The organism is Streptomyces sp. NPDC026673, assembly GCF_040638135.1.
Lineage (GTDB): Bacteria > Actinomycetota > Actinomycetes > Streptomycetales > Streptomycetaceae > Actinacidiphila.
In genome coordinates this window covers 25,090-48,293 of sequence record NZ_JBEZXR010000046.1, presented here as the reverse complement: position 1 = coordinate 48,293, position 23,204 = coordinate 25,090, and the positions used below count along the sequence as shown (strand labels likewise).

Here is a 23,204-nt window from a genome sequence, read left to right as displayed (position 1 = left end):
CCGGAAGGACGTTCCACCGATGCAGGCAACCGACGCCGCACAGTTCAAGACCGCCTGGGAGCACCCGCCGACACGCGCGGCCTGGATGCGCACGGCGCTGTTCCGGTGCGCCGCGCTGCTGGTGTGGCTCGCCGCGCTGCCCGCCTGGCTGTACGCCGTCCTGCTCACCCCGGTCTGGACCCTGGTGGTCTGGATGCCGGTGTTCTTCGTCGTCCTGTACCAGGCCATGCTCGCCGCCGGCGGCGTCCTGCCGCTGCTCGGGCTGCGCCGCGTGCTGCGGCACTACCCGTGGCAGGTGCACCCCGGCGGTGCGGCGGAGCCGGTGAAGGGCGGCGGGACGCGCTTCGTCCTCCCCGATCCGGAACACCCCGGGAAGACCGTCGGGCTCCGCCACGGCGGGTATCTGGGCGGCGGCCGCACCTTCTGGGTCCGCCGGGTGAAGGCGGGCGGCGTGACCGAGGTCTGGTTCGCCGGCGACCCCCGGTTCATCGGCGTCGTCGCCGCACCCGGGCCGGCCCGCCTGATCCGCTGCGCCCAGCGCGAGGCCGTGGACGACCGCATGGCGGCCCGCAGGCAGGGCGTCAGCGCGGAGGCGGCCGAACGCGCCCGCGCGGCCGGCGCCCGGGTGGGGTGAGGCGACTCGCCGACGGCGGACCGTGCGGACCCGGTGGCTCGGGGACGGCACGTCGCGCGGGCGGGCGGGACGTTCACCCGGGCACCATCGCGAGGCAGGCCGCGGCGGACGGACGGTCCGCGATGACCTCGGGCGGCGCCCGGGGATACGTCGGCGAACGGGGCGGCGCCCTGTTCGTGCCCTGCCCGACCGACGGCGACGGTGACGCGGTCGCCTGGGTCACCGTCGGATACGCGCACTCCCGCGATGACGCCGAGGGGTCGCAGCGGGGGGCGTTCCGTGCGCTGACGATCGCCTCGGCCCGCCATGCGGCCCGGAACGTCCTCGGCTGTACGGGGCCTGACCCGTTCGGCGGGCCCGGGCGGGCAGGTCCACGGCGCTGCACCGAGCGCTCGGCGGCCCGCCGCCCGGGGTCAGCCGAACGGGGTCAGCCGAAAGCCGAGCCGGAGGGCGCCCGGACCGTGCGGTGGCAGGGGGCGATCACCTCGACGGTGATGCGGCGTTCCTCGGCGACGGCCGTCACCGTCAACCGATGCGCCCCCTGGCCCGGTTCGCCCGCGGTCAGCCGCAGCGCGGCCGCGTCGGCGACGGTCCAGCCGTCCTGCGCCACCCGCACCCGCAACCGCGCGACGGCCGGCGCCAGCAGCGCCTCCTCCACCTCGTCGATCCGCCAGCGGTGCCGGGCCGAGCAGGAGGAGCGCAGTCCCCTGCCCCAGCAGTCGTCACAGGTGACCGCCGTCAGCTCGTTCCCCAGGTCCATGCGCCCGCGCACGGCGAGCGCGTCCAGGATCCGGCTGGAGCGGTCGTAGAGGCCCTGCACCACCTCGGGGTCCGGCGCGGACTGCTGCTGCGGCGGGACCTGCTCGAGGGCGGCGGCGAGCGCCACTTCCTCCTCGGTGCCCCAGTCCAGGCCGCGCACGATCTCGGCGAAGAGCTCCGAGTACAGGTCCCAGTCCTCCATGGACGGGGTGCTCAGCTCGAAGGCCACCATCTCGGTGTCGTTGGGCAGCGGGACATACACCTGGATGAGGCCCCGGTCCACCGTCACGGCCTCGCCCGTCGGCGACAGTTCGGCGGGCAGCTCGAAGGGCGCGGAACCGATCCGCACCACACCCGGGCGGCCGCAGGGCAGTTCGCTGACCTGGATGTCGTCGGCGGGGTAGGCGCCCCGGAAGGCGGCGAGCATCTCCGTCACGGCGTCGTCGGCGGTCGTCTCCTCCGGCAGCGGGGTGCGGTAGACCGCGACGGTGGCCGTGCTGTTGCGGCCGTCCATGTCCAGGACGCAGAAGCCGGCGTAGCAGGCACCTGCGTCGCGCAGGTCGCCCATGATGCTCGCGTACAGGAGCGCCATGCGCAGCTGCTCGTCCTCGCTGCCATTCGCGAGGACCTCCTTGGCCGTGGCGACGAGGCGGCGCGCGCCCTCGTCCGGGTCGTCGGTGTCGACGGGCAGCTCGTGGAAGAAGGGCGGCATGAACCAGCCGACGTGCAGCCTTCCGCCGTCGTGCGCGGGTGCGAGGTCGGTCATGGATCACGCCGCCAGTGCGCTGTGGAAGGGGCCGGAGGTCGCCGGGTAGGGCTGGATCGTGACGTCGGTCCGCGCCGTCGGCGTGGTGGGGGTCTGCGGAGCCGCGGCGGGGGCCTGCCCCTCGTCGTCTCCGGTCGCCCACTTGTAGGCGCCGTGCAGCGCGGAGCCCGTCTTCATGACGAGCTGGGTGCCCACGGTGTTGATCTCCTTGCCGAACATCCCCGCGACCTTGTTCGCCATCTTCATGCTGAGGGGGTTGTTCAGCCCCTCCATGCCGCCCTCCACCATCCGGGCCAGCCGGCCGGTCCCCGCGGCGGCCTTCGCCGCCTTGCCGACGGACAGGAAGCCCTTGACCCCCGCGCCGACGCCGGGCATGACACCCAGTACGTCGAGCCCGATCTTCCACGCGGGCGTGCCGTTGCCGCGGGCGTTGCCCATCCAGTGGCCGGCCAGGGCACCGGCCGCGCAGATCACCGAGGCGGTGCCGAGTATCGCGCCGGCCGCCTGGCCGATGACCGGGATGAACTGCATGGCGAGTGCGGCGGCGGCGAGTGCGCTGGAGATGGTGGAGAGCAAGTCGGCGTTCTCCACCAGCCAGTCCTTGAAGTCCCGCCAGGCGCCCTTCAGTCCGTCCAGGGCGCGGTCCCACCAGTGGAGGTCCGGCGGGTGGTTCTCCGATGCCCGCAGGATCGCCCGTTCCGCCTCGCCCGCGCGGTCCTTCCAGTTCGCCTGGAGCTTCTCCGCCTGGTCGATGATCTTGTCGAGCGCGTCGACCGCCGCATTGGCGGCGCTCACCGCCGAGTTGCTCTCCTCGCGCAGCTGCGAGGCCTCGGCCTCGGTGAGCAGCCGCCCCGAGAAGTTGATCTGGTTGATCCTCTCGTTGACCCGGTCGTTGGCCGCGGTCTTCTCCGCCACCCGGGCCCGCGCCTCGACCGCGTCCGACTCCAGGGCCTTGGCCCGCTGCTGGAACTCGGTGAGCTGGGTGTGCCAGGTGTTGAGCGCCTTGGCACAGTCGCGCATCGACTCGGTGCCCTGCCGCAGGTACGTGGGCAGTTCGCCGAGCTTCTGCGAGAAGCCCTGCGCCGCCTGGCCCTCCCACACCCCGTCGGTCTTGCCGATGTCGGTCAGCAGGCGGTGCAGGTCGTCCAGTTCGTCGCCGACCGACTTCACGTCGTACGCCAGCGACCGGACCGTGTGCAGGTCGCCCCTGGCGGGATCGAAGCCCAGCCCCGGCCAGTTCGCGTCGGATCCCATCTCTTCCCCGTTCTCCCCGTTCTCCCCGTCCGCGCGGAACGCGTGACGGCTACTTGCCGTCGAAGACCTTCTTCGTCTCGTCCTCGTTGGCGGTGTACGCCTCGAGCGTCAGCGCGAGCTTCTCGTGCATCGTCTTGGAGGCGTCGGCGATCCGCTTGATGCCGTCGCCCCACTGCGACTGGAACTCGTCGCAGGCGTCGTCCAGGTCCCCGGTGCCGAGGCCGTTGGGACCGACCTTCCTGAGGCGCTCGCACACGCCGCGCATGCGGTCGTCGGCCTGGTCGAGCTTGGTGACCAGGTCCCGCATGCGATCGACGTCGATCCTGAAGTCGGACATCTCTCTCCCCGTCGTCCGGTGCTCCCGGACCCTCAGTGGTCCGAGGCGTGCAGTACCGCCTGGGCCAGGGCCAGACGGTGGTCGATGCGGTCGGGTTCGATGCGGTAGCGCGGGCCCTTGAAGCCGAGTCCGCCACCGCCCCCCGCGGCGCGCCAGCGCGTACGGACCGGTCCGGTGAGCCGGACGGCCCAGTCCGCGCGGGTGCCGTCCAGCAGGGCGTCCACGAACGAGTACGCCACCAGGACCAGCCACAGCGGGAACCAGAGCGGCGACAGCAGGACGTACGCCGTCCAGGCGGAGCGCGAGCCGACTGTACCGGTCCACCTCTGACCGGCCGCCGCCTCCGCGGTCCACCGCACCCGGCGCGGCGGCAGGAAGCCCCCGGCCCGCCGGGTCAGCCGCCCCAGCGGCGCCCCGTCGGCGGCCCGCACCTCGTACGCCGCCGGACCGGCCGGGTTCACGGTGCACAGGGTCGTCCCGTCCCCGGCACCGACGAGGGCGAACCCCGGCCAGGTCCCGTCGGCGGCGCGCGCGGCCCCCGCAATGACGTGGACGTTCGCCACGACGCCGCCCTGAGCGCCGCCCTCCCCCGTCCGCTCCACGGTCGCCGCGGGGGCGCCGTCCGCCGCCCGCCGCTCGAATCCCGCGAGCCCGCGGGCGCTGACGGACACGGAGTACGGCGCCCCGTCGAGGGCGGCCGCCCTCGGGGGCACGGTGTACTGGTGGTTGCCGGGGTTCCCGGGGTTCGTCGGGTTCATCTCCGCCTCTGTGTGTTGGTAGGGCACCGCCGCCGCCGTCCGGCACCCGCGGGGCGGACCCGTACGCGCCGGTCGTCGGCGTGGGAGCCACCGGCACCGTGACCCGCGGCACGGTGGCGACGGACCGGGAACGCGCGTCCGGTCCGGGCGGGGAACGCGGTCACACACGGCCCCCCGTCCGGTGGCGACGCCGTCAAGCGGCCCGGACTACTGGTTCGACCACTGCCCCGGGCTCTGCGACGGCTGCTGGTACGGGTTGCCGCCCTGGGCCGGGTACTGCTGCTGATGCGGCGGCCCGCCGTACTGCGCCGGGCCGTTGCCGCCCCACCCGGCCGGCGTCCCGGGCCCGCCCGGGCCGCCTCCGTCGTCGTTCTTGTTGCGGCGGGCGATCTTGACGATCACGAAGACGACGAGCGCGATCACCAGGAGGCCAACAAGGCCCATCACGCTCAGGGCGATCACCTGCTTGCGGTCCGCGGCGGCCTGCTCCTCGTCACTCATGCCGGTGCCACCGGTGACGCGGGGCCCGGAGGCCGACGGGTTGTCCGTGGCGCCCTGGCCGTCGCCGCTCTGCCCGGTCTTCAGCGACTCCGGCACCTTGAGGGGCCCGTACTCGGACCCGGCCGGGATGTCGCGGGTGAGGGCGGCCAGCGGCTGGATGAAGCCGTAGCCGTAGTGCTCGTCCGGGAGGGCGAGCCCCTTCTCCGACGAGGGCAGGCCGGCGGACTCGGTCAGCCGGTTGACGATCTGCCCGGCGGTCAGGTCCGGGAACTTGGCCCGCAGGAGGGCCGCCGCGGCGGCGACGAAGGCCGTGGCGTCGGACGTGCCGGTTCCCGTGCGGTACGCGGTGTCGGATTTCGACCCCGCGGCGAGGATGTAGGTCGCGGGTGCCGTGAGGAGCACCTGCGGTCCGTGGTTCGAGTTCTCCCAGATGCGCGTGTCGTTCTTCACGCCACCAACGGCCACCGCACCCGGATAGCCGGCCGGATAACCGACTTCCGTCCCGTCGTTACCCGCGCCCGCGACCACCAGAACGTCCTTCTTCAGGGCATAGGCGATCGCTTCCGCTTCCGCGTCACGCGTGGACGAGCCCTCGGAGGAGATGTTGATCACGGAGGCTCCGTGATCAACCGCGTACCGGATCGACGAGGCGAAACCGTCGGAGTCCTGGCCGTCGTCGCGGATGTCGAGAATCCTGGCTTCGGGGGCGAGCCCCATGACGCCGTCGGACGATCCCGGTCCGTGTCCGTGCCCGGCGATGACCGAGGCCATCTCCGTGCCGTGCGGTTCACCGGGACCGGGGTCGGTGGAACCGCCGTCGATGAAGTCCTTGCCCCGGACCACATTCCCCTTGAGGTCCACGTGATCGGCGTTGACCCCGCTGTCGATGACGGCGACGGTCACCCCCTTGCCACGGGTGATCTTCCAGATGGCTTCCGCGTCGAACGCCACGAGAGGCCACTGCTTGTCCCTGACGTCGTCCGCTGACGCCGACGGCGCCGAGGTGAGGGTCACGGCGCCTGCCAGCACCAGCCCCCCTGCGATCCGCAGCGTGCGCGTGAAAGCCACCTGTACGTCCTTTCCTGGGCAGGTCGGAAGCACGGTCACGGACCGTGCTTCCGAGCCTTTCTACATCCTGCGGTCGGCCGGTTGACTACTCGATGACCCGAGGAGCGTTGTTGCGCTCGGGCGTCCAGGTCTCCTCGTCCTCGACCAGGTAGTCGGGACGCTCACCCTCGCGCCGCTCCTCCTCTTCCGTCCGGTCGGTCTGGCCGCGGCCCATCATGCGGTTCGCGCCCTTGCCGACGTTGCTGCCGGACCCGGCACCCGCGGCGCCGCGGCTCCTGTGGAGGCCCGAACCACCGGGCGTACCGCGCGTGCCCGATCCGGTGCCCTTGGCGGCACCGACGACGCCGCCTCCGCGGCGGGCGAGGCTGCCCCCGCGACCGGCACCGACGCCTCCCCTGCCGCCCGCACCGGCGCCCATACCACCGGCGCCGGGCATTCCGCCACGGCCCGCGGTGCCGGCGCGGCCGGCGGTGCCGCCTGCGCCGCCCGCCGTGCCGCCACGTCCACCGAGGCCGCCCAGGGCACCCGGGACGCCGGCACCCGCACCGCCGACGCCACCGGCGGTGCCGCCTGCGCCCACGCCACCGACGCCGCCACCCACGCCCGCGGTGCCGCCGCCGATGCCGGCCGTACCTCCGCCGATACCGTCGATGGCCGTGCCGACCTGGGGCTTGCCGCCGCTCGGGGGCTTCTGCACACCACCGGTGATCCCGCTCTCCCGGGGCGGCTTCACCTCCTTCACGGGAGTCACCGTGCCCGTGGGGGTACGCCCGGGGGTGCGTCCCCCCGTGTCGCCGCTCGGACGCGTGACCTCCGGAGGCAGTACCACCGGAACGGGGGCGACACCGCCCGGCTCGCCCGGGAAGTCGTCACCGTCGTTGACGCGGCCGCGGGGCGTCGGCTTCTTCGTCCACGACCCCATCGCCATCGACTGCGCGTTGTACCCCGCGCCCAACTGCTCCATCTTCACAGCCATCTCGAGCTGTGCTTCCTTGCCCGCCGACAGCGAGTCGCGGTTCTTGTCGAGCGCTGACTGCGTGCCCATTCCGCCGCCGAGGTCGGAGCGGAGCTGGTCGTCGCTGCGGTCGAACCCGTCGCCGATGGCGTTCCCCAGGCTGGACAGCGCGCCGGGCTTCTCCATGGCGTCGACCTGCGGCTTGATCGTCTTCAGGACGGACGCCGCGTTGGTCATCGCCTGGGAGGTGTACCTGGCGTACGTCGAGCAGTCGCCGATCATCTTGGTGATGATCTTGGCCTGGGCCTTGAAGCCCTCGGCCGCCGCGCCGTCCCAGTGCTGGGTGATGTGCTCGACCGCCGCGTCGAACACCGCCTTGGCGCTGCCCGAACCCACCACGAGCTGGTCGTGCACCTGCATCCAGCCCTTGGCGCAGGACTCGACCTCGACGTGGTCGGCGTTGGCGAGCATGCCCTTCATCTGGTCCATGTTCTTGGTGCCGGCGAAGTCCGTGCTGTGCTCGCCGACGTAGCACTGCGTCGGGGCGTTGTACTCGTAGTACGTCCCCTGCTTCTCAGTCATGGCTCGTTACCCCCTTGGCGACCGGCACGACGTTCCTCACTGCCCTCACTGCTGCGTCCTCGGGTGCGCTCATGCTGCGTGCGGCTCACTGACCCGAGCCGGACATGCCGCCCTGCGCGTCGTATTCGGCGTCCGAATAGTGGCCGTGCACCTTCTTCGTCTTGCCGCCGAACTCGTTCATGACGTCGTGGATATAGCCGACGACCGCCTCGATGTGCGTCTTCATGTCCTCGTGCGCACGCGCCAGTTTGTCGGCCTCTTCGAATCCCGCGCCGAGTGCGCCGGGCGGCAGATAGGTGTCGTGCCTGGCGCAGACGTTCGCCACACCCAGCTGGCTGATGACGCCGTTGAGCTTGGTGATCGTGTCCTCGAGCTCACTCAGATCGACCTTGTACTGGTCACTCATGGTGTCGCTTCCCCGTTCCTACTCATGTGGTGATCCCTCGCTTGCGACGCCAGTCGCCCAGCACCACGCCGCCGCCCACCAGCAGCGCGACGCCGCCGACGGCGCCGCCCACCGCGTAGACGGCGTAGCGCTCCGTGCGTTCCTGGGGGCTCTCGCCGAGGATGACGGTCGCGGCCTCGATCTTCTCCCGGGCACCGGTGTTGACGACCGGGTCCGGTGTCGGGGCGTCCTTCGGGGTGGTGGCGTCGTCGTTGACGGCGGCCACGGGGTCGATGACGCCCCAGCCGACGAAGTCGTCGCGGCCCGGCTTGGCGCGGTCGGCGGTCTGCTCGATCTGGGTGATGACCTGGCGGTAGGTCCAGTCGGGGTGCTTGGCCCGGATGAGGGCGGCGACGCCGGAGACGTACGGGGCGGAGAAGCTGGTGCCCTGGTCGATGCAGTGGCCGCCGTACGGGACGGTGGAGACCATGTCGACACCTGGCGCGGCGATGCCGACGAAGGAGCCGGGCTGGGAGAAGTTGGCTCGGGCGTTGTCCCGGTCGGAGGCGCCGACGGCGAGGACGCCGTCGTAGGAGGCGGGATAGGTCGGTTTGACCTGCCCGCTCGCACCGTCGTTGCCGGCGGAGGCGACGATCAGGGCGTCGCGCGCCTGGGCGTACTCGACGGCCTGCTCCAGCGCCGAGTCGGGCGGCATGGCCGTGGCGGTGTCCTGCGAGATGTTGATGACCTTGGCCCCCGCGTTCGCGGCGTACTTGATCGCCTCGACCATGGTCCTGACCGTGCCGCCGCCCTGGTTGTCGTTCTGGCGGATGGCGAGGATCGACGCGCGCGGGGCCATGCCGACGAAGCCGGTGTCCTTGGACGGCCGGGCGGCGATGATCCCGGCGACCTTGGTGCCGTGGCCGACCGGGTCCTTGGTGCCGTCGTTCTTGTCGTCCGACTCGATCAGGTCCTTGCCGGCGCGGAACTTGACGGCGGTGGCGAGCTGCCTGTTGTTCTTGTCCACGCCGGTGTCGATGACGGCGACGAGCACCCCGAGGCCCTGGGTGTCCTTCCACAACTGGTCCAGGACGACGCGCTGCAGCGACCAGGGCGTGCCCTTGATCACGTCGGACGGGAACGAGCACTGGGTGTCGTCGATCTGGAAGCGCTCGTTGTCGCCGTCGTCGGCGGGGGCCGTGCGTACGTCGCCACCGCCCGGCGCCGGGGCAGTGCCGGAGGCCGGCAGGCCGAAGGCTGCGAACGCCGCGGCTGCGGCGAGAGCGGCGGTGCGCCTCACGGCGTGCGATCCCACTGGTGTTCCGTCCTCCCGTTGTGTGCGGTTCGTGGTCAAACCGCCGACGAGGGCGAGCACGTACGTCTCCCGTACACGCCCGCCCTCATCACGTATTACGCGGCCAGGCGCGCAATCAGCCCCAGATCTGCTGGTTCTTGCTCTCGGTGGCCTGGTAGTTCTGCGCGGCCGTGTCGAGGGCACGGGCGATGGCCTCCAGCGTCTGGTGCATGGACGCGGCGCGCTGGTCCCACTCGGTCTGCTTGGCGCGGTAGGCCTCCTGCGCGGAGCCCTCCCAGGTGGCGGCGATCTTCTTCACGCCGGCCTCGAGGTCGTCCAGCTGGCGCTTGATGTTGTTGGCCGTCGTACGGACGTCGCTCGCGGCCTGGGAGATGGTCTGGAAATTGACCAGGATCTGCCCGGACATGTGATGTCTCCTCAGATGTTGGATTCGGACGCGTCATCCGGCGGACGCGGCGTCAGGGCACCGCGCGGGACCGGTCATCCGAACGGGTTGCCGCCCTGGGCCGAGATGCTCTGGATGGACGCGCGCTGCTCCTCCTCGGAGGCGGAGTAGTTCTTGGTGCTCGCGTCGACGGCTTCCTTGATGTCGCCCAGGATCTGGTTGATCTTGTTGGCGTCCTGGTTCACCTGTGTCTGCAGGTTGTTGTACGCCGTGGCGGCGGAACCCTTCCACCCCGAGGTGATCGTGTCGATCACGGTCTGGAGGCGGCGGATCTCGCCCTGGATCGAGGAGTTGACCGTGGAGATGCGGTTGCTGAACGCAACCATCTCCTCCTCGGTCATGGTGAACTGCTGTCCAGCCATGTGTGGCGTCCCCCATGAGACGTAGAAGATCGGATTCGACGTACATCGGAAGATGTCGTACGTCTTCAACTCTAGCCAATGGCGGTGACAAGGCGAACAGATACCCGGTTCCGTATCGGGATCCTGACCTTCATCACCAAACCCTCACGGCACCACGGGTGTTGATGGCTTCGCCAATGGATTGTCAAATACTCAATCAACACCCGTGAATACCCGCGGAAAGCCTGTTCAGGAGCCCTGCGCCTGCTTTGCCGCGTCGACGTCGAGCGTCGGTCCGTTCGCGAGGAGATCCGACCAGATCCGCGGCACGGGCACCGGGGCGTTCTTCGCGTATCCGAGCTTCGTCTGCACGACGCCCACCGCGTCGTCCTGCTTGGCGGCGCCGCCGCTGTCGCTGTCGCCGGTCGTCGGCACCGAGTAGCGCAGACCGGTGTCGGTGACCAGGAAGATGGACCCGATGCGCTTGTCGGTGCCGTCGTACGCCTTGTAGAAGAGGCCACTACCGGGCGAGACGTAGGTGTTCGTACCGCTCTGCGCCACGTCCCTGGGGAACTTCTTCCCGGCCCACATGGTCATCGACGGCTTCTCGGTCAGCTTGTCGTCCACGCCGGCGTACACGCTGCAGGCGACCCGGCGGCCGTCCTTCTCGTCCTGCGTGTTCGCCTGCTCCACCGCCTTCTCGGGCCAGCCGAGTTCGTCCATGAAGGTCTCGCTCGCCTGCGCCGAGGTGACTTCACCCACGTTGACGGAGACGGCCTCCGGTGATCCGCTGTAGAGCGACCTCGCCTGCGGGCTGTTCAGCAGCAGCTTCGCCATGAAGTCGGTGACGCGGACGACCCGGTCCCGCTGCACCACGTACTGGTCGTCGTTGGCCTTCAGCACCAGGCCCACCTTCGCGTGCTCGGAGGCCAGGCCCGGCGCGGTGGACGTCTCGCCCATGCCGTCGACCGGCGGGAAGGAGATGGCGGCGCCCGGCATGTTGTTGAGCGTCGACAGGAAGTCGGAGTCGACCTTCTGCGGCTGCGCGGAGGCGCCGAAGATGACCTGGCGCAGGGTGTTGACCAGATCGCGGTGCTGCTTCCAGTCGGGGCCGCCGAGCAGATAGGTGAAGCCCCTGTCGGTCACCAGGTACTGCGCGCCGCCCGGCACCTCGATGTACATGGCCTCGTCGTCGCGGAGCCGGTTCCTGCCCCCGACGAGCGCCGCCTCCTTGGGCTTCTGCTGGTTGATCACGAGGACCGCGCGCTGCGCCGACCGGTCCGCCCCGCCGCCCGTGGTCTCGCACAGCGCCCAGGTCTTGGCCTTGCCCGCGTCGCTCCCGCCGGGGAGCCGGTCGGGGGCGTAGGGGATGCCGATGGTGCTTCCCAGCGTCATGCCGCTGTTGTCGAGCACCGACTCCTTCACCTTGATGACCTCGAACTTCTCCGGATCCAGCAGCAGCCGGGCGGAGGCGAGGTTGAGCACGGGGTGCAACTGCGGCTCGCCGTTGGTCTTCAGCACGACGTAGCGGGTGGTGGACTCGTCGCCGACGATGACCTTCTGGGCGGGCGTGTCCCAGCCCTTGGGCGCGGAGGGCTTCAATATGCCCCAGAAACCGAAGCCGACGACGACCAGCAGGCCCACGACGAGACTCGGGGCGACGGTCTTCAGCGGACGCGGGGCGGCTTCCTCGGAACCGTGCGGGGAGGGCTGGAGAAACGCGGCCACCGTGCGCCTTCGCGCGAACGAATAGGCGTTCAACTCATCCCTGCGTGTCGCCATTCCTGCGTCAACTCCCCGTGTGTCGCTGCTTTGTTGTGGCGATTCCCGGCCCATGCCTTCCGCCGTGGTGACGGCTGTGACGGGTGGGCCCCCTACTATGCCGTGTGACGATCGCACCGTACGGTACGGGGTGGCGCGATCGGCCCGCCAGCGGCGCCCGGGGCGTCCCACCGCGGCAGAGCGCGTGGACGCGGCGAGCTCAAGCGGTCGACGGACGCCACCCACGCGGCGCACGCACCAGCAGAGGCAGAAGGGTTGTACGGGGGATGACCAGCGCGACCAGGACCCGGCGCAGTCCCGGGAACGAGCCATCGCAGCAACACTCCGGACCGGCCCCAGGCGGGCAGGGCGGCTCCCCCTCGGCGCGGGCCGGGGCCGCGGCACCGGTGATGACGCGCAGGCCCGGGAGCATAGGCCCGGTGCGGGTGCAGCAACTCGTGCTGATGGAGCTCGCCGTGGCCCTGCTGTTCGCCGGCTGGCTCGTCCACAAGGTGGCCGGGCCCGTCGTGGCCGCGGTCATCGCCGTACCGCTCGTGCTGTTCGGCCTGCTGCGGCGGCGCGGCCGTCCGATGCCCGAGTGGATGGGCACCGCCCGTGCCCTGAAGGCCCGTCAGCGCCGCAACGCCGTCGCCGTGCCGCAGGGCACCGACCCCGGTTTTGTGCCCGCGGTGGAGTGCGACCCGGCGCTGCGCACGTACGGGTACACCGACGAACGCGGGCAGCGCGAGATCGGCATGGTCGGCGACGGCACCTTTCTGACGGCCGTCGTCCAGGTGCAGGCGGTGGACGAGCCGCTCCGGCCGGCCCGCGGCGTCCGCTCGCTCCCCCTGGACCTGCTCGACGGCCTGCTCACGGTGGACGACATCCGGCTGGCCTCGGTCCAGGTCGTCCAGCACACACAGCCCGCCCCCGCCCCACACCTGCCCCCGCAGGCGGTGGCCGCCCGCTCCTACGCGCCGCTGCAAGCGCAGAGCCGGACGCCGGGGCTGCGGCTCACCTGGATCGCCGTGAAACTCGACCCCGAACTGTGCCCGGAGGCCGTGAAGGCCCGCGGCGGCGGCATGGCCGGTGCGAGGCGCGCCCTGCTGCGGGCCGCCGACCACCTGGCGAGCCGGCTGGTGGGCACCGGCCTCGAGGCACGCGTGCTGACCGAGCCCGAGATCATCGCCGCGGTGGCGACGTCCAGTTGTGTGAACCCCCTCGCGACGACGGGCGGCGCCGCCCTGGACGGCAGCCGGCAGGCCCGCCGCACCTCGGAGAGTGCGCGGGCGTGGCGCTGCGACGACCGCTGGCACACCACATACTGGGTCAGCCGCTGGCCCCAATTGAGCGGCGCCGCGGCCCTGCCCGACCTGGTGGGCCTGCTGACCTCCTCCCCCGCGCTGGCCAGCACCTTCTCTATGGTCCTCACCCCGGGCGGCAGCCGGGCCTCGCTGCTGTCCGGATACGTACGGCTGACCGGCCGCAGCGAGAACGAACTGGTCGAGGCGCGGCGCCAGTTGGAGCGCCAGGCGACCGCGTCCCGGCTGGGCCTGGTACGACTGGACCGCGAACAGGTGCCCGGCATCCTCGCCACGCTCCCCCTGGGAGGTACCCGCTGATGTCGGCTCCGACCTCTCCCGCCTTCGGCGGACAGCGCCCCGGCGCGGGCTCCGGCTTCCCCGGCGGCGCCGAGCCGCGCCCCTCGCACCTGCCGCACGGCGCGGACCCGCGCGGCGGTTCCGGCAGCGGCACCGGGCGCCGCACACTGCGCGCCGCGTTCGGTCTGCTCGGCCCGCGCCGCGACCGGCACACCCTCTCGCCCGGGCAACTGGCCGGACTGTCCCTGCCGATCGGCGACGACGGCGTCGTCATCGGGATCGACGCCGCCGGCGGGCCCGCCGTACTGGCGCTGAGCCGTCCGGCCCGACTGGACGTGGTGCTGGTCGGCAGCATGTGGCTGGCGCAGGTGCTGTCGCTGCGCGCAGCCGCGACCGGTGCCCGGGTCGCGGTGGAGACCGCCCGCCCCCAGTCGTGGGCACCCATGGCACAGGCCGCGGGCGGCGGCCAGCAGTGCGTGACGGTGCACGAGGTGGGGCGGATCGCCCCGCAGGGGCCGTCGGTACACAGCCCGGTGGTCGTCGTCCGCGACTGCGGCGCGCGTCCGCCGCGCAGTCGGGTGGCGGCGCAGTCCTGGCAGTCGGTCATGACGCTGCTCCCCTATCTCGGGCCCACCGCCCCGCGGTTGCTCGCCGGCGCCGACGTGGTGGGGCTGCAGCGGGTCTCGCCCCAGGAGGCCGAGGTGATCGGCCAGGTCATGGGGCTGTCGGAGGCGGACGTGACCGCGCTGCCGACGCTCGGCGACAACGTGACGCTGTGGTGCACGCGCAAGCACCGCCAGTTCGTCATGACACAGCCGACGGAAGCGGAGACCGGCCTCCTCGGCCCGGCCCGGCGCGTGGATTAGAGGCCGCGCGGAGAGGCGCGGTGGGGCGAGGAGCGGGTCGAGGTCCGAGCCCGGCCAGGCGGAGAGGGAAAACGCAGCCGTGAGGGCACCTCCCGGGCCCGAAGGGCCACGGGGGACCGCGGCGACCGACGGCGACGCCGCCGGGCGAGAGCCATCGGCACGCGACACCGTCCCGCCTGCCCCCGCGGCCTCTTGGGCCGCCGCGCGTTCCCGTACGGTCTCGGCCCCGGCGGTTTCCGCTCCGCGGCACGGGGCATGGGGCACTGGGGCCCCGGGATCCGCAGCGGTCGCCTCAACTCACGGCGGCGCGGGCCCCCGTACGGGCAAAACGGGCATCACGGCGGTGCCTCGGCCGTCATGCCGACGGCGCTTGCCCCACACACGGGACGGATGATTAGGCTCTGGCGGTGAGCCGCGGCGGCTGTGCCGCGGGAACTCCGCGACGGGGGAATCGCGTCCGCTCCGACGGACCGGGCGCGTACATCAGCTGACCAGGAGGCACAGTGAGCAGCGATCAGGACGACATCCGCACGGGCGGGGCCGTCCCGGACGGGGATCAGTCCGACGCGGACCTCACGGGCGAGTTCCAGATCGACTACGCGCCGCCGTCCTGGTACACGCAGCAGGCGGGAGGGGGCCCGGCGGCGCCCGAGCCCCCTCCCACGCCCGTTTCCCCGTCCCCTGGTCCCGCCGTGAGCCCGCCGCCGCCCGTCGGGCCGCCGGTGGCCGTTCCGGTGGACCCGCCCTTCCCGCCCCCGGTGGGTCCTCCGGTGGCCGTGGCGCCCGAGGCGGATCTCCCGCCCAACCCGCGGGACCCGCAGAACTTCCGTGAGCCGCAGGCGTCACCGCCCCCGGCGGCGGAACCGCGGGCCGAGCAGCCGTCCGCCCCCGAGCGGGCGGAGGCACCCACGCCCGCACCCGCACCCGCACCCGCACAACCGCAGTCCGCCCCGGTGGTCCCCGACCCCGCCCGCGAGGCCGCCGCGGCGGCGGTCTTCGCCGACCCCGAACCCGAGCCCCTCCGTTCCGAGATGGACCCCGAGGAGTCGCGGCCCGAGGAGTCGCGGCCCGTGGAAGCGCCGTCGGCGGAGGAGCCCCCTCCGGTGGCCGCCGAGGTGATTCCCGCGCCCGCACCCGCGCCCGCACCCGCGCCCGTGGAGCCGGACGCCGGGGTACCGGCTGTGCCGCAGGCCGAGCAGGCGCCCGCGGCCGAGGCCCGGACCTCCCCCGAACACCCGTATTCGCAGCCGCCGTTCGCCGCGCCCGTGGCCGTGCCGCCCGCACCGGCGCCCGCTCCGGCGCCGCAGTCCCAGGTGCCGCCGCTGCCCCCGGAGTACCGTCCGGCCGCCGAGCAGGGGACGCCGCAGCAACCGGCCCCCATGCCGCCGCCACAGCCCATGCCGCAGACGGGGTACGGCTATCCGCGACCCCCCGACCGGGGCGCTCCGTGGAGCGACCCCCACATACCCGCGCCGCAGCCGCCGCAGGCCTACGGCTATCCGCAGCCCGGCCCGCCGCCGCACGGCTACGGCTACCCCCAGCCGAACCAGGGCGCTCCCTGGGGCGACCCCAACGCGCAGCAGCAGCCGCCCCAGCCGCAGCCGCCCTATCCGCACCAGGCGTACGGCTACCCGCAGTCCGGGCCGTACGCCCAGCCCCCGGCTCCCGCGCCGATGCCGGGGCCCGCCCCGCAGCAGGGGCAGCAGCCGATGCCGCCGCACGCCGGAACCGGCAACCCCCCGGCGCCGCCGCACGGTTACGGCTATCCGCAGCCCGGGCCGTACGCCCAGCCCCAGCCGCCGGTACAGCCGCCGGTACAGCCGCAGCAGGAGCAGCCGCAGCCGCCGTCCCCACCGCAGCAACAGCAGCAGCCCGCGCCTCCGGTGGATCCGCGCACGGCGACCGGCTGGGGCGGCCCCGGTCCCGGCCAGGAGCAGCAGCAGCGGGTCATGCACGGCGCCCCGCTCGGCTACAACGCGGCCGTGGAGCTGTCCTCGGACCGTCTGCTGCGCCAGCAGCCGAAGGCGCGCAAGAACAACAACCAGCCGTCGCGCTTCAAGATCGGCGCCAAGAAGGAGGAGCAGGAGCGCCAGCGCAAGCTGGACCTGATCCGCACCCCGGTGCTGTCCTGCTACCGGATCGCGGTGATCAGCCTCAAGGGCGGCGTCGGCAAGACCACGACGACCACGGCCCTGGGCTCCACGCTCGCGTCCGAGCGCCAGGACAAGATCCTGGCCATCGACGCCAACCCGGACGCCGGCACCCTCGGGCGCCGGGTGCGCCGCGAGACCGGTGCGACCATCCGGGACCTGGTACAGGCGCTGCCGCAGCTCAACAGCTACATGGACATCCGCCGCTTCACCTCGCAGGCGCCCTCCGGACTGGAGATCATCGCCAACGACGTGGATCCTGCCGTGTCCACCACCTTCAACGACGAGGACTACCGCCGTGCGGTGGGCCTGCTCGGGCAGCAGTACCCGATCATCCTCACCGACTCGGGCACCGGTCTCCTCTACAGCGCGATGCGCGGTGTGCTCGACCTGGCCGACCAGCTGATCATCATCTCGACGCCGTCGGTGGACGGTGCCAGCAGCGCCAGCACGACCCTCGACTGGCTCGGCGCCCACGGCTACGCCGACCTCGTGCAGCGCAGCCTCACCGTGATCTCCGGGGTCCGCGAGACCGGAAAGATGATCAAGGTGGACGACATCGTCGCGCACTTCGAGACGCGCTGCCGCGGCGTCGTCGTGGTGCCCTTCGACGAGCACCTGGCCGCCGGCGCCGAGGTCGACCTGGACATGATGCGGCCGAAGACCCGCGAGGCGTACTTCCACCTCGCGGCGCTGGTCGCCGAGGACTTCGTCCGCGCCCAGCAGGCCCGGGGCGTCTACCCGCCCCAGCAGCCCATGCCACCGCAGCAGGGCGGCTACCCGCCGCCGCAGGCCGGGCAGCAGTATCCGCCCCCGCAGCCGGCGCCCCCGCAGCAGGGGTACGGCCATCCGCAGCAGCCCTACGCGCAGCCTGCGCCGCCCCCGCCCCCGCAGGGCGGAATGCCCCAGGGCTGGACCCAGCAGCCGCCCCCGCCGCCGCAGGCGCAGTCCGGGCAGCAGCCGCCGGCGCAGGGACAGGTCCCGCCCGGCTGGACCCAGCAGCAGTGACGAGAAGGGCCCGTCCCGCCGGTACGGCGGAACGGGCCCTTTCCCGTCAGCGGGGTGCCGGCCGCGGGCTCACTCCACGCGGTGCGCGTCCACGAGCTCTCGCGCGCGCTTGACGTCGTCGGCCATGCGCTCCAGCAGGGCGTCGATCGTGTCGAACTTCTCCATGCCCCGCAGGTAGGCGAGGAAGTCGACGGCCACGTGCAGTCCGTACAGGTCCAGCCCGACGCGATCGATCGCGTACGCCTCGACGGTGCGCGCGGTCCCGTCGAAGGTGGGGTTGGTGCCGACGGAGATCGCGGCGGGCATGGCCTCGTCCCCGACGTGCAGCCAGCCCGCGTAGACCCCGTCGGCGGGGATCGCGGTGTGCGGCAGCGTCTCGACGTTCGCCGTGGGGTAGCCGAGGTCACGGCCGCGCTGGGCACCGCGGACGACCACGCCCTCGACCCGGTGCGGCCTGCCGAGGATCTCCATGGCGCCCGCGACGTCGCCCTCGGCGATCAGCCGGCGGGTCATGGTGGAGGAGAACGGCTGCCCGCCGCCCGCCTCGCCCGTCAGATACAGGTCGACGACGTCCACTTCGTAGTCGTACTTCAGCCCCATCGCCGACAGGAACTCCACGTCGCCGGCGGCCTTGTGCCCGAAGCGGAAGTTCGGGCCCTCCACGACGGCCCGCGCGTGCAGCGCGTCCACGAGCACGGTGCGGATGAAGTCCCCCGGCGAGAGCTGCGAGAACTCGGCCGTGAACGGAAGGATCAGCAGGGCGTCCACGCCCAGCTCCGCCACCAGCTCGGCGCGGCGGTGGTGGGCGGAGAGCAGCGGCGGGTGGCTGCCGGGCCGGACGACCTCACTGGGATGGGGGTCGAAGGTGACGACGACGGACGCGACGCCCAGCTCGCGGGCACGCTCCACGGCCCGCCCGATGATCAGCTGGTGTCCGCGGTGGACACCGTCGTACGAGCCGATGGTGACGACGCTGCGTCCCCAGTCCCCGGGGACGTCCTCCAAGCCTCGCCAGCGCTGCACAGTGACCGCTCCTCGACCGCCGATGATTCTTCGATGTGCAGGTCCAAGCCTGCCATGCCGGTGGGCCCCCCGGCGCGGCGCCCCCGGTGACCGCGCCGCACCCGGTCCACCGGGGCCCCTTTCGGCGGGACCGAGCGCTCCGGGAAGCGGCCCCGGCCCCCCTCGTCCACGAGCCGGACGGAACCCGGCACCGGACGTCGGCCCTCCACCCCGGGGTGCCGGCGCGACAGCCGGCCGGACCGGAGGCACCGTCCATCCGTGTGTGCGACGACCCGCGCGTACGCCCCGCCATCACCGTGGCCGGTCTCGGCCCGGGGCCCGTCCGGTCACAGGCCGACCGCCTCCGCGGGCGCCAGCCGGTCGCACATCCGCCGGGCGCTGGGGCCGATGACCGCGTCCCAGACTCCCGCACCCGCGCCACCGAGACCGTCCGCGGCCAGCCAGCCGCGCACCTGCCGGGCGAACCCCGGCGACCCGCTCACCAGCTGCACCAGCCGCCGGTCGAAAAGGGCCGCTCCTTCCGGCGTACGGCAGAGCAGGAGCCCGACCCGGTGCACCAGGTCGCGGGTGAGCGGGGCCGGCCGCCCGGCGCACCCGTCCGCGGCGGCGGTGAGCAGGGCCTCCAGGACGGCCGGGTCCCGTTCCGGGCCGAGAAGGACGTCCAGCAGTTCCCGGCGCAGCGGGCGGGAGGCCCGGCCGCCCGGGGCGGCCAGTACGGACGCCAGCACCCTGCGCACCTCCGCCGGGTGCTCCCGCAGCAGTCCCGTCACCAGGGGGAGCAGCACCGCCCGGGCCGCGGGGCCGTGCTCCAGGCGGCGGTCGAGGTAGGCGGCCACGTGCCGGGCGTCCTCGGGACGCAGGCCCAGGTGGTCCCACACCAGGGCGGCGGCCCGGCGGGCGAGGGCCGGAGTGGTCACCTCGGCCAGCTCGCGCAGCACCTCGGCGGCTCCGGGGCCGGGTTCGCGCAGCCGGGCGTGGAAGGCGGCGAGCACCTGCTCGGGGTGCGTGGGCAGCGCCGCCGCGAGCGCCGCGGCGGGCAGCCGCGGATCGCCCGCCGCGAAGCGTTCGAGGGCGGCCCGGAGATGCAGGGAGCGGGTGGCCGGGTCCCTCACGAGGAGGCCGAGCGCGGCTCCGTGCAGGGCCCGGTCGGCGGGACGGGCCAGGATCGCCAGGGCCGCGTAGCGCAGCAGCTCGCGGTCGGCGGCCAGGGCGGCGTGCGGGGCGGCCAGCAGGCCGTACGTGGCCGCGGCGGCGTGCCGCCCGGGGCGGTCGTCGTGCGCCCAGCGGTCGACGGCCCTGCACACGGCGGACGGCTCGTCCTCGGCGAGGGCCGCCAGCAGCTCGTCGGCCCGGGGGTGCTCCGCCGCGGCCAGCGCCTCGGTGAGATCGTCCACGGCGAGCCGCCGGTGTGTGTGGAGCAGGGCCTGCGCGGCGGTGGCGACCGTGGGCCGGGGGCCGCCGGGCCCGCACTGCAGCAGCCGTTCGTCGGTGAACCAGCCGCAGAGCGCGGGCAGCGCCGGGCGCGGAGCGGCGGCCAGCACCTCCCCGGCCGCCGTCAGGAACCGCTCCCGCGTCCCGCCCCCTCCCCGCGGCGGGCCGTCGGCCGGCAGCAGCAGCCGCAGCAGCGCCAGGCGTTCCTCGGAGGGCAGCCGCAGCCGCCGCCAGAACCACGGCCCGAACTCTCCCAGCCCGCGGCCTTCGCGGAACCCCCCGGCCTCGATCGAACGGGCCGTGACGCGCTCCGCCAGCAGTCGCAGCACCTCCCGGTACGGCGTCGCGTCCGGCACCCCGAGCAGGGCCTCCCCGAGCAGATGCGCCGCCCACCACACCGCCTCGGCGCGCCGGGCCTCCGGCGCCCCGGCGCCGTCGCCTCCTCCGCGCGGCCTGGGCACCCCCTCGAGCAGGAGGGGCCCGGCACCGCGCGCGGGCAGGGCCGCATGGCGGTCCAGTACGAGGACCAGCTGCCGCAGTCTGCGCGCGAGGGCATCCGGCCCGGAGCGGCGCGCCGTGAGCAGCAGCGCCTGGACGACGGGCCCGATCCGGTGCCGCGGCACGGGCAGGCACCGGGGCCCGGAGGGCGGGGCGAGCGGCGGCGCGGGAGGCACCGGCGGCGCGGCGCTGTCCCGCGGTGTCGTCCCGGCCCGGGAGGGCAGGCGCACGGGGGCGTCGGCGCAGCCGTCCGGAAGACCGGCGGACCAGCGGTGGACGAGGGCGTACAACGCCTCGTCCAGGTCGAGTTGGGAGCCCTGCAGCCAGTCGCCGAACTCCTCGTGCGCGATGCGGTACCCGCCACCCGCCGGCACCAGCAACCCCTCCGTGAGCACGGCGGCCGCCCACCCCGGGCGCCACGGGAACAGCTCCTCGAAGGAGGCCCGGTCCAGTTCGCCCTGCCCCGGGCCCAGGCAGCGCCGGGCCGCCTCGTGCACCTGTCCCGCGACGCGGGCGGCGAGCCGCCGCACCTCCGCGCCCCGGGCGGGGGCCGCGATCCGGGTCGCGACGCGCAGGGCGATGAGATCCAGGTAGGCCGAGAAGACCTCCGCCCGGCCGGGCCGCCCCGTCAGCCCGCCGCCCGCCGCCCGCACCTCCGACAGCAGCCGCAGCGCCAGCGGATGCGCGGCGTCCTGCTCCGCGAGGCACCCCGCGGGCAGCCCGTGCCGCTCCCGGGCGATCCTCGCCGGCTCCTCCGGCAGACCGCCGAGCCGGACGCAGGGGGGCAGCGCCCGGGCGCCCCGCGGGGTACCGGCGTCGTGGAGCAGTCCCGTCGGGAAGAGCGCGCCGGCCTGCTCCCAGTACTCGGGGCGGCACGCCACGATCAGCCGCACCCCCGTCGTACGCAGCCAACGCGCCGTGTCCGCCGTCCAGTCGGACAGCGCGTGGGCCAGCGGGGGCGGCATCTCCTCGGGACCGTCCAGCACGACGAGCAACGGCCGCCCCGCGGCGCGCGCCAGCCGGGCCACGGCATCGGGCGACGCGTCACCCGGCGCTCGCCGCGGCGCCGTCCCCGCGTGCACGATGCGGCCCGCGGTGGCCAGCACCCGCTCCAGGGCCTCCCTCAATCCGGCGTCCCCCGACCGCAGTTCGGCACCGCGGAGCCACAGTGTGGGCGCCGGATCCGGGCCCGCGGCCCGCCGGGCGGCCAGTGCCTCGAGCTCGGTCGTACGGCCGCTGCCGGGAGCACCGACCAGCCCGAGCACGAGAGCCCGCCCCTCCCCCGTGAAGCGCGCCAGCTCCGCCTCGGTGTCCGGCCGGGCCACGGCTTCGCGCCGGTCGCGCGCACGGCCCGCGCACCCGACCGAGGTGGCGGTCAGCCGCAGCGCCCCGGCGAGGTTGAGATGGGACCCGTACGCGGGCACGGTCGCCGCGTTGCGCGTCAGCACCTCCGCGAGCGCGCCGCCCTCCGCGGGCGGCCGCAATGGCACCGCGAAACCGCCCGCGCGCCGCCCGGCGTGCAGCGCCGTCACGACGACGCCGTGCACGGCACCGGTCTCCGCGTCGATCACCGGCTCCCCCGAGGCCACCCCGCGCAGGGCCTCGTCGTCGCCGTCCGGGCCGGCGAGTTCGTACGCCGCGTCGAGGAGGTGGAAGCGGTCCGTCGCGGTGTACGTCACGGGCGCCGCCCCCGCGATCGCGGCCTCCGCCCAGGCCGCACCGGCCCCTGCCGCCACCCCGGCCCGCAACCGCACCGCCCGCCCGGGACCCCCGGCACGCGTGAACTCCGCGACGGGCAGCGGCGGTACGTCCAGCCCCTCCGTCTCCACGAGCGCGAGCCCCAGTTCCGGCAGCGGGGTGATCGCGTGCGCCTCGACGAGGGTCGTCTGCTCCCCGTGCGCGTGCAGCACGAGGCGTACGAGACCGTCCACGGCCTCGTGACTCGTCAGGAGCGTCCCCCGCCCCTCCCGCGCCTCGACGAGGAACCCCGTCCCCCGAGGCCGCCCGGCCAGGTCACGGACGCGCACCAGCGCCCGGTCGACATCGGCGGAACGCCCCGCCATTTGCGCACCTCCCCGCCTCAGTGCCCGTTTCGACCGTAGACGTCCGTTGATCGACACAACAGATCCCCTGTCGAACGCGCCCCCAAGCGCTCCCTCTCTTCACTCCGAGCGCCTGCCCGTTGGAGTGAATTGATCTTGCGGCCTGGATAGGGACGGGGGGAGGGGGAATCGTGCAGCGCGGGCCGCCAGGGGGGAGGGCCCGCGCTTCACGGTTGCGCCGCCGGGGCGTCCGGGGTGCGGGGCGGTGCCCTGTGCGGCCCGTGCCTCGTGTGCGGCGCCGTTGTGGTTGCGGTTGGGGTTTCTCCCCCGCCCGCCCTCCCGATTGCCCGGCGCGGTCAGGCACCGCGCCGCTGCGTGTGTGGTGGGCCGGGGTCGGGGCCTCCGGGGTGGGCATTCTGGACCGCATATTTATGTGCATGGCGGGCGGTCCAGGTAGGTGCCGTCTGTGCCGCACAACAAATACACGTAAGTGTCCAGAACGCCCACCCCTACGACCCCGCCCCCTCCGTCTCGTAGCGCGCCTGATCCCCGGAGGGGGGTTCAGAAGGCGGTCCGGGATTACCGCGCATGCTTCCTGAACCCCACCGGGTCCGGGCGCCCCATGGGGGTACCGCCCAGCGGTAGCTCGGGGGGAGAGGGGTGAGGAGGCGGTTCGGGGTTGCCACGAGTGCCCAACCGAACCCACCGGTTGTCAGACGCCCCA

17 protein-coding genes are annotated in these 23,204 nt (G+C 73.5%); 4 read left to right on the top strand and 13 right to left on the bottom strand.

Annotation, left to right across the window (positions count from 1 at the left end):
* Nucleotides 1-19 precede the first annotated feature (19 nt).
* On the top strand, nucleotides 20-634 hold the full coding sequence (locus AB0F62_RS27375) for a hypothetical protein (protein WP_361804541.1): 615 nt from the start codon (nucleotides 20-22) through the stop codon (nucleotides 632-634).
* A gap of 427 nt (nucleotides 635-1,061) precedes the next feature.
* Here the strand turns inward: AB0F62_RS27375 and AB0F62_RS27370 are convergent, their stop codons facing one another.
* The 11 genes from AB0F62_RS27370 to eccB form a co-directional block, all read right to left on the bottom strand.
* Complete coding sequence (locus AB0F62_RS27370; protein WP_361804538.1) at nucleotides 1,062-2,159, bottom strand: hypothetical protein; 1,098 nt, start codon at nucleotides 2,157-2,159, stop codon at nucleotides 1,062-1,064.
* A 3-nt stretch (nucleotides 2,160-2,162) separates the two neighbouring features.
* On the bottom strand, nucleotides 2,163-3,413 hold the full coding sequence (locus AB0F62_RS27365; protein WP_361804535.1) for a putative T7SS-secreted protein: 1,251 nt from the start codon (nucleotides 3,411-3,413) through the stop codon (nucleotides 2,163-2,165).
* 49 nt (nucleotides 3,414-3,462) lie between these two features.
* On the bottom strand, nucleotides 3,463-3,750 hold the full coding sequence (locus AB0F62_RS27360; protein WP_361804532.1) for a hypothetical protein: 288 nt from the start codon (nucleotides 3,748-3,750) through the stop codon (nucleotides 3,463-3,465).
* Nucleotides 3,751-3,782: 32 nt separating this feature from the next.
* Nucleotides 3,783-4,508: a hypothetical protein gene (locus AB0F62_RS27355; RefSeq protein ID WP_361804529.1), complete on the bottom strand. Its 726-nt coding sequence runs from the start codon at nucleotides 4,506-4,508 to the stop codon at nucleotides 3,783-3,785.
* Between the two features lie 207 nt (nucleotides 4,509-4,715).
* Entirely contained in the window at nucleotides 4,716-6,077 is a 1,362-nt protein-coding gene (locus AB0F62_RS27350; RefSeq protein WP_361804526.1) for a S8 family serine peptidase, read from the bottom strand.
* An 85-nt stretch (nucleotides 6,078-6,162) separates the two neighbouring features.
* Complete coding sequence (locus tag AB0F62_RS27345) at nucleotides 6,163-7,614, bottom strand: hypothetical protein (RefSeq protein ID WP_361804523.1); 1,452 nt, start codon at nucleotides 7,612-7,614, stop codon at nucleotides 6,163-6,165.
* An 85-nt stretch (nucleotides 7,615-7,699) separates the two neighbouring features.
* Nucleotides 7,700-8,020 carry a hypothetical protein gene (locus AB0F62_RS27340; RefSeq protein WP_361804520.1) on the bottom strand — a complete coding sequence of 107 codons (321 nt, stop codon included), beginning with the start codon at nucleotides 8,018-8,020 and terminating at the stop codon, nucleotides 7,700-7,702.
* A 22-nt stretch (nucleotides 8,021-8,042) separates the two neighbouring features.
* Nucleotides 8,043-9,299, bottom strand: a complete 1,257-nt coding sequence (gene mycP / locus AB0F62_RS27335; RefSeq protein WP_361804517.1) for a type VII secretion-associated serine protease mycosin — start codon at nucleotides 9,297-9,299, stop codon at nucleotides 8,043-8,045.
* A 130-nt stretch (nucleotides 9,300-9,429) separates the two neighbouring features.
* Complete coding sequence (locus tag AB0F62_RS27330; protein WP_361804514.1) at nucleotides 9,430-9,720, bottom strand: WXG100 family type VII secretion target; 291 nt, start codon at nucleotides 9,718-9,720, stop codon at nucleotides 9,430-9,432.
* Nucleotides 9,721-9,794: 74 nt separating this feature from the next.
* Complete coding sequence (locus tag AB0F62_RS27325) at nucleotides 9,795-10,121, bottom strand: WXG100 family type VII secretion target (RefSeq protein WP_361804511.1); 327 nt, start codon at nucleotides 10,119-10,121, stop codon at nucleotides 9,795-9,797.
* Between the two features lie 228 nt (nucleotides 10,122-10,349).
* A complete protein-coding gene (gene eccB, locus AB0F62_RS27320; protein ID WP_361804508.1) occupies nucleotides 10,350-11,882 on the bottom strand; it encodes a type VII secretion protein EccB in 1,533 nt (510 codons plus the stop codon).
* Nucleotides 11,883-12,148: 266 nt separating this feature from the next.
* Here eccB and eccE point away from each other — a divergent pair, with 266 nt between their 5' ends.
* The 3 genes from eccE (at nucleotide 12,149) to AB0F62_RS27305 (ending at nucleotide 17,486) form a co-directional block, all read left to right on the top strand.
* The gene (gene eccE, locus AB0F62_RS27315; protein WP_361804505.1) at nucleotides 12,149-13,483 is read left to right on the top strand and encodes a type VII secretion protein EccE; all 1,335 of its coding nucleotides are present in this window, start codon (nucleotides 12,149-12,151) and stop codon (nucleotides 13,481-13,483) included.
* A complete protein-coding gene (locus tag AB0F62_RS27310; protein ID WP_361804502.1) occupies nucleotides 13,483-14,328 on the top strand; it encodes a hypothetical protein in 846 nt (281 codons plus the stop codon). Before eccE ends, AB0F62_RS27310 begins: the two co-directional genes overlap by 1 nt.
* A gap of 503 nt (nucleotides 14,329-14,831) precedes the next feature.
* Entirely contained in the window at nucleotides 14,832-17,486 is a 2,655-nt protein-coding gene (locus AB0F62_RS27305) for an SCO5717 family growth-regulating ATPase (protein WP_361804499.1), read from the top strand.
* Between the two features lie 69 nt (nucleotides 17,487-17,555).
* On the opposite strand, the gene AB0F62_RS27300 is transcribed toward AB0F62_RS27305, so the two are convergent.
* Entirely contained in the window at nucleotides 17,556-18,509 is a 954-nt protein-coding gene (locus AB0F62_RS27300) for a bifunctional riboflavin kinase/FAD synthetase (RefSeq protein WP_361804496.1), read from the bottom strand.
* A 326-nt stretch (nucleotides 18,510-18,835) separates the two neighbouring features.
* Nucleotides 18,836-22,501, bottom strand: coding sequence for a serine protease (locus AB0F62_RS27295; protein WP_361804493.1), 3,666 nt, complete (start codon nucleotides 22,499-22,501; stop codon nucleotides 18,836-18,838).
* Nucleotides 22,502-23,204: the final 703 nt, after the last annotated feature.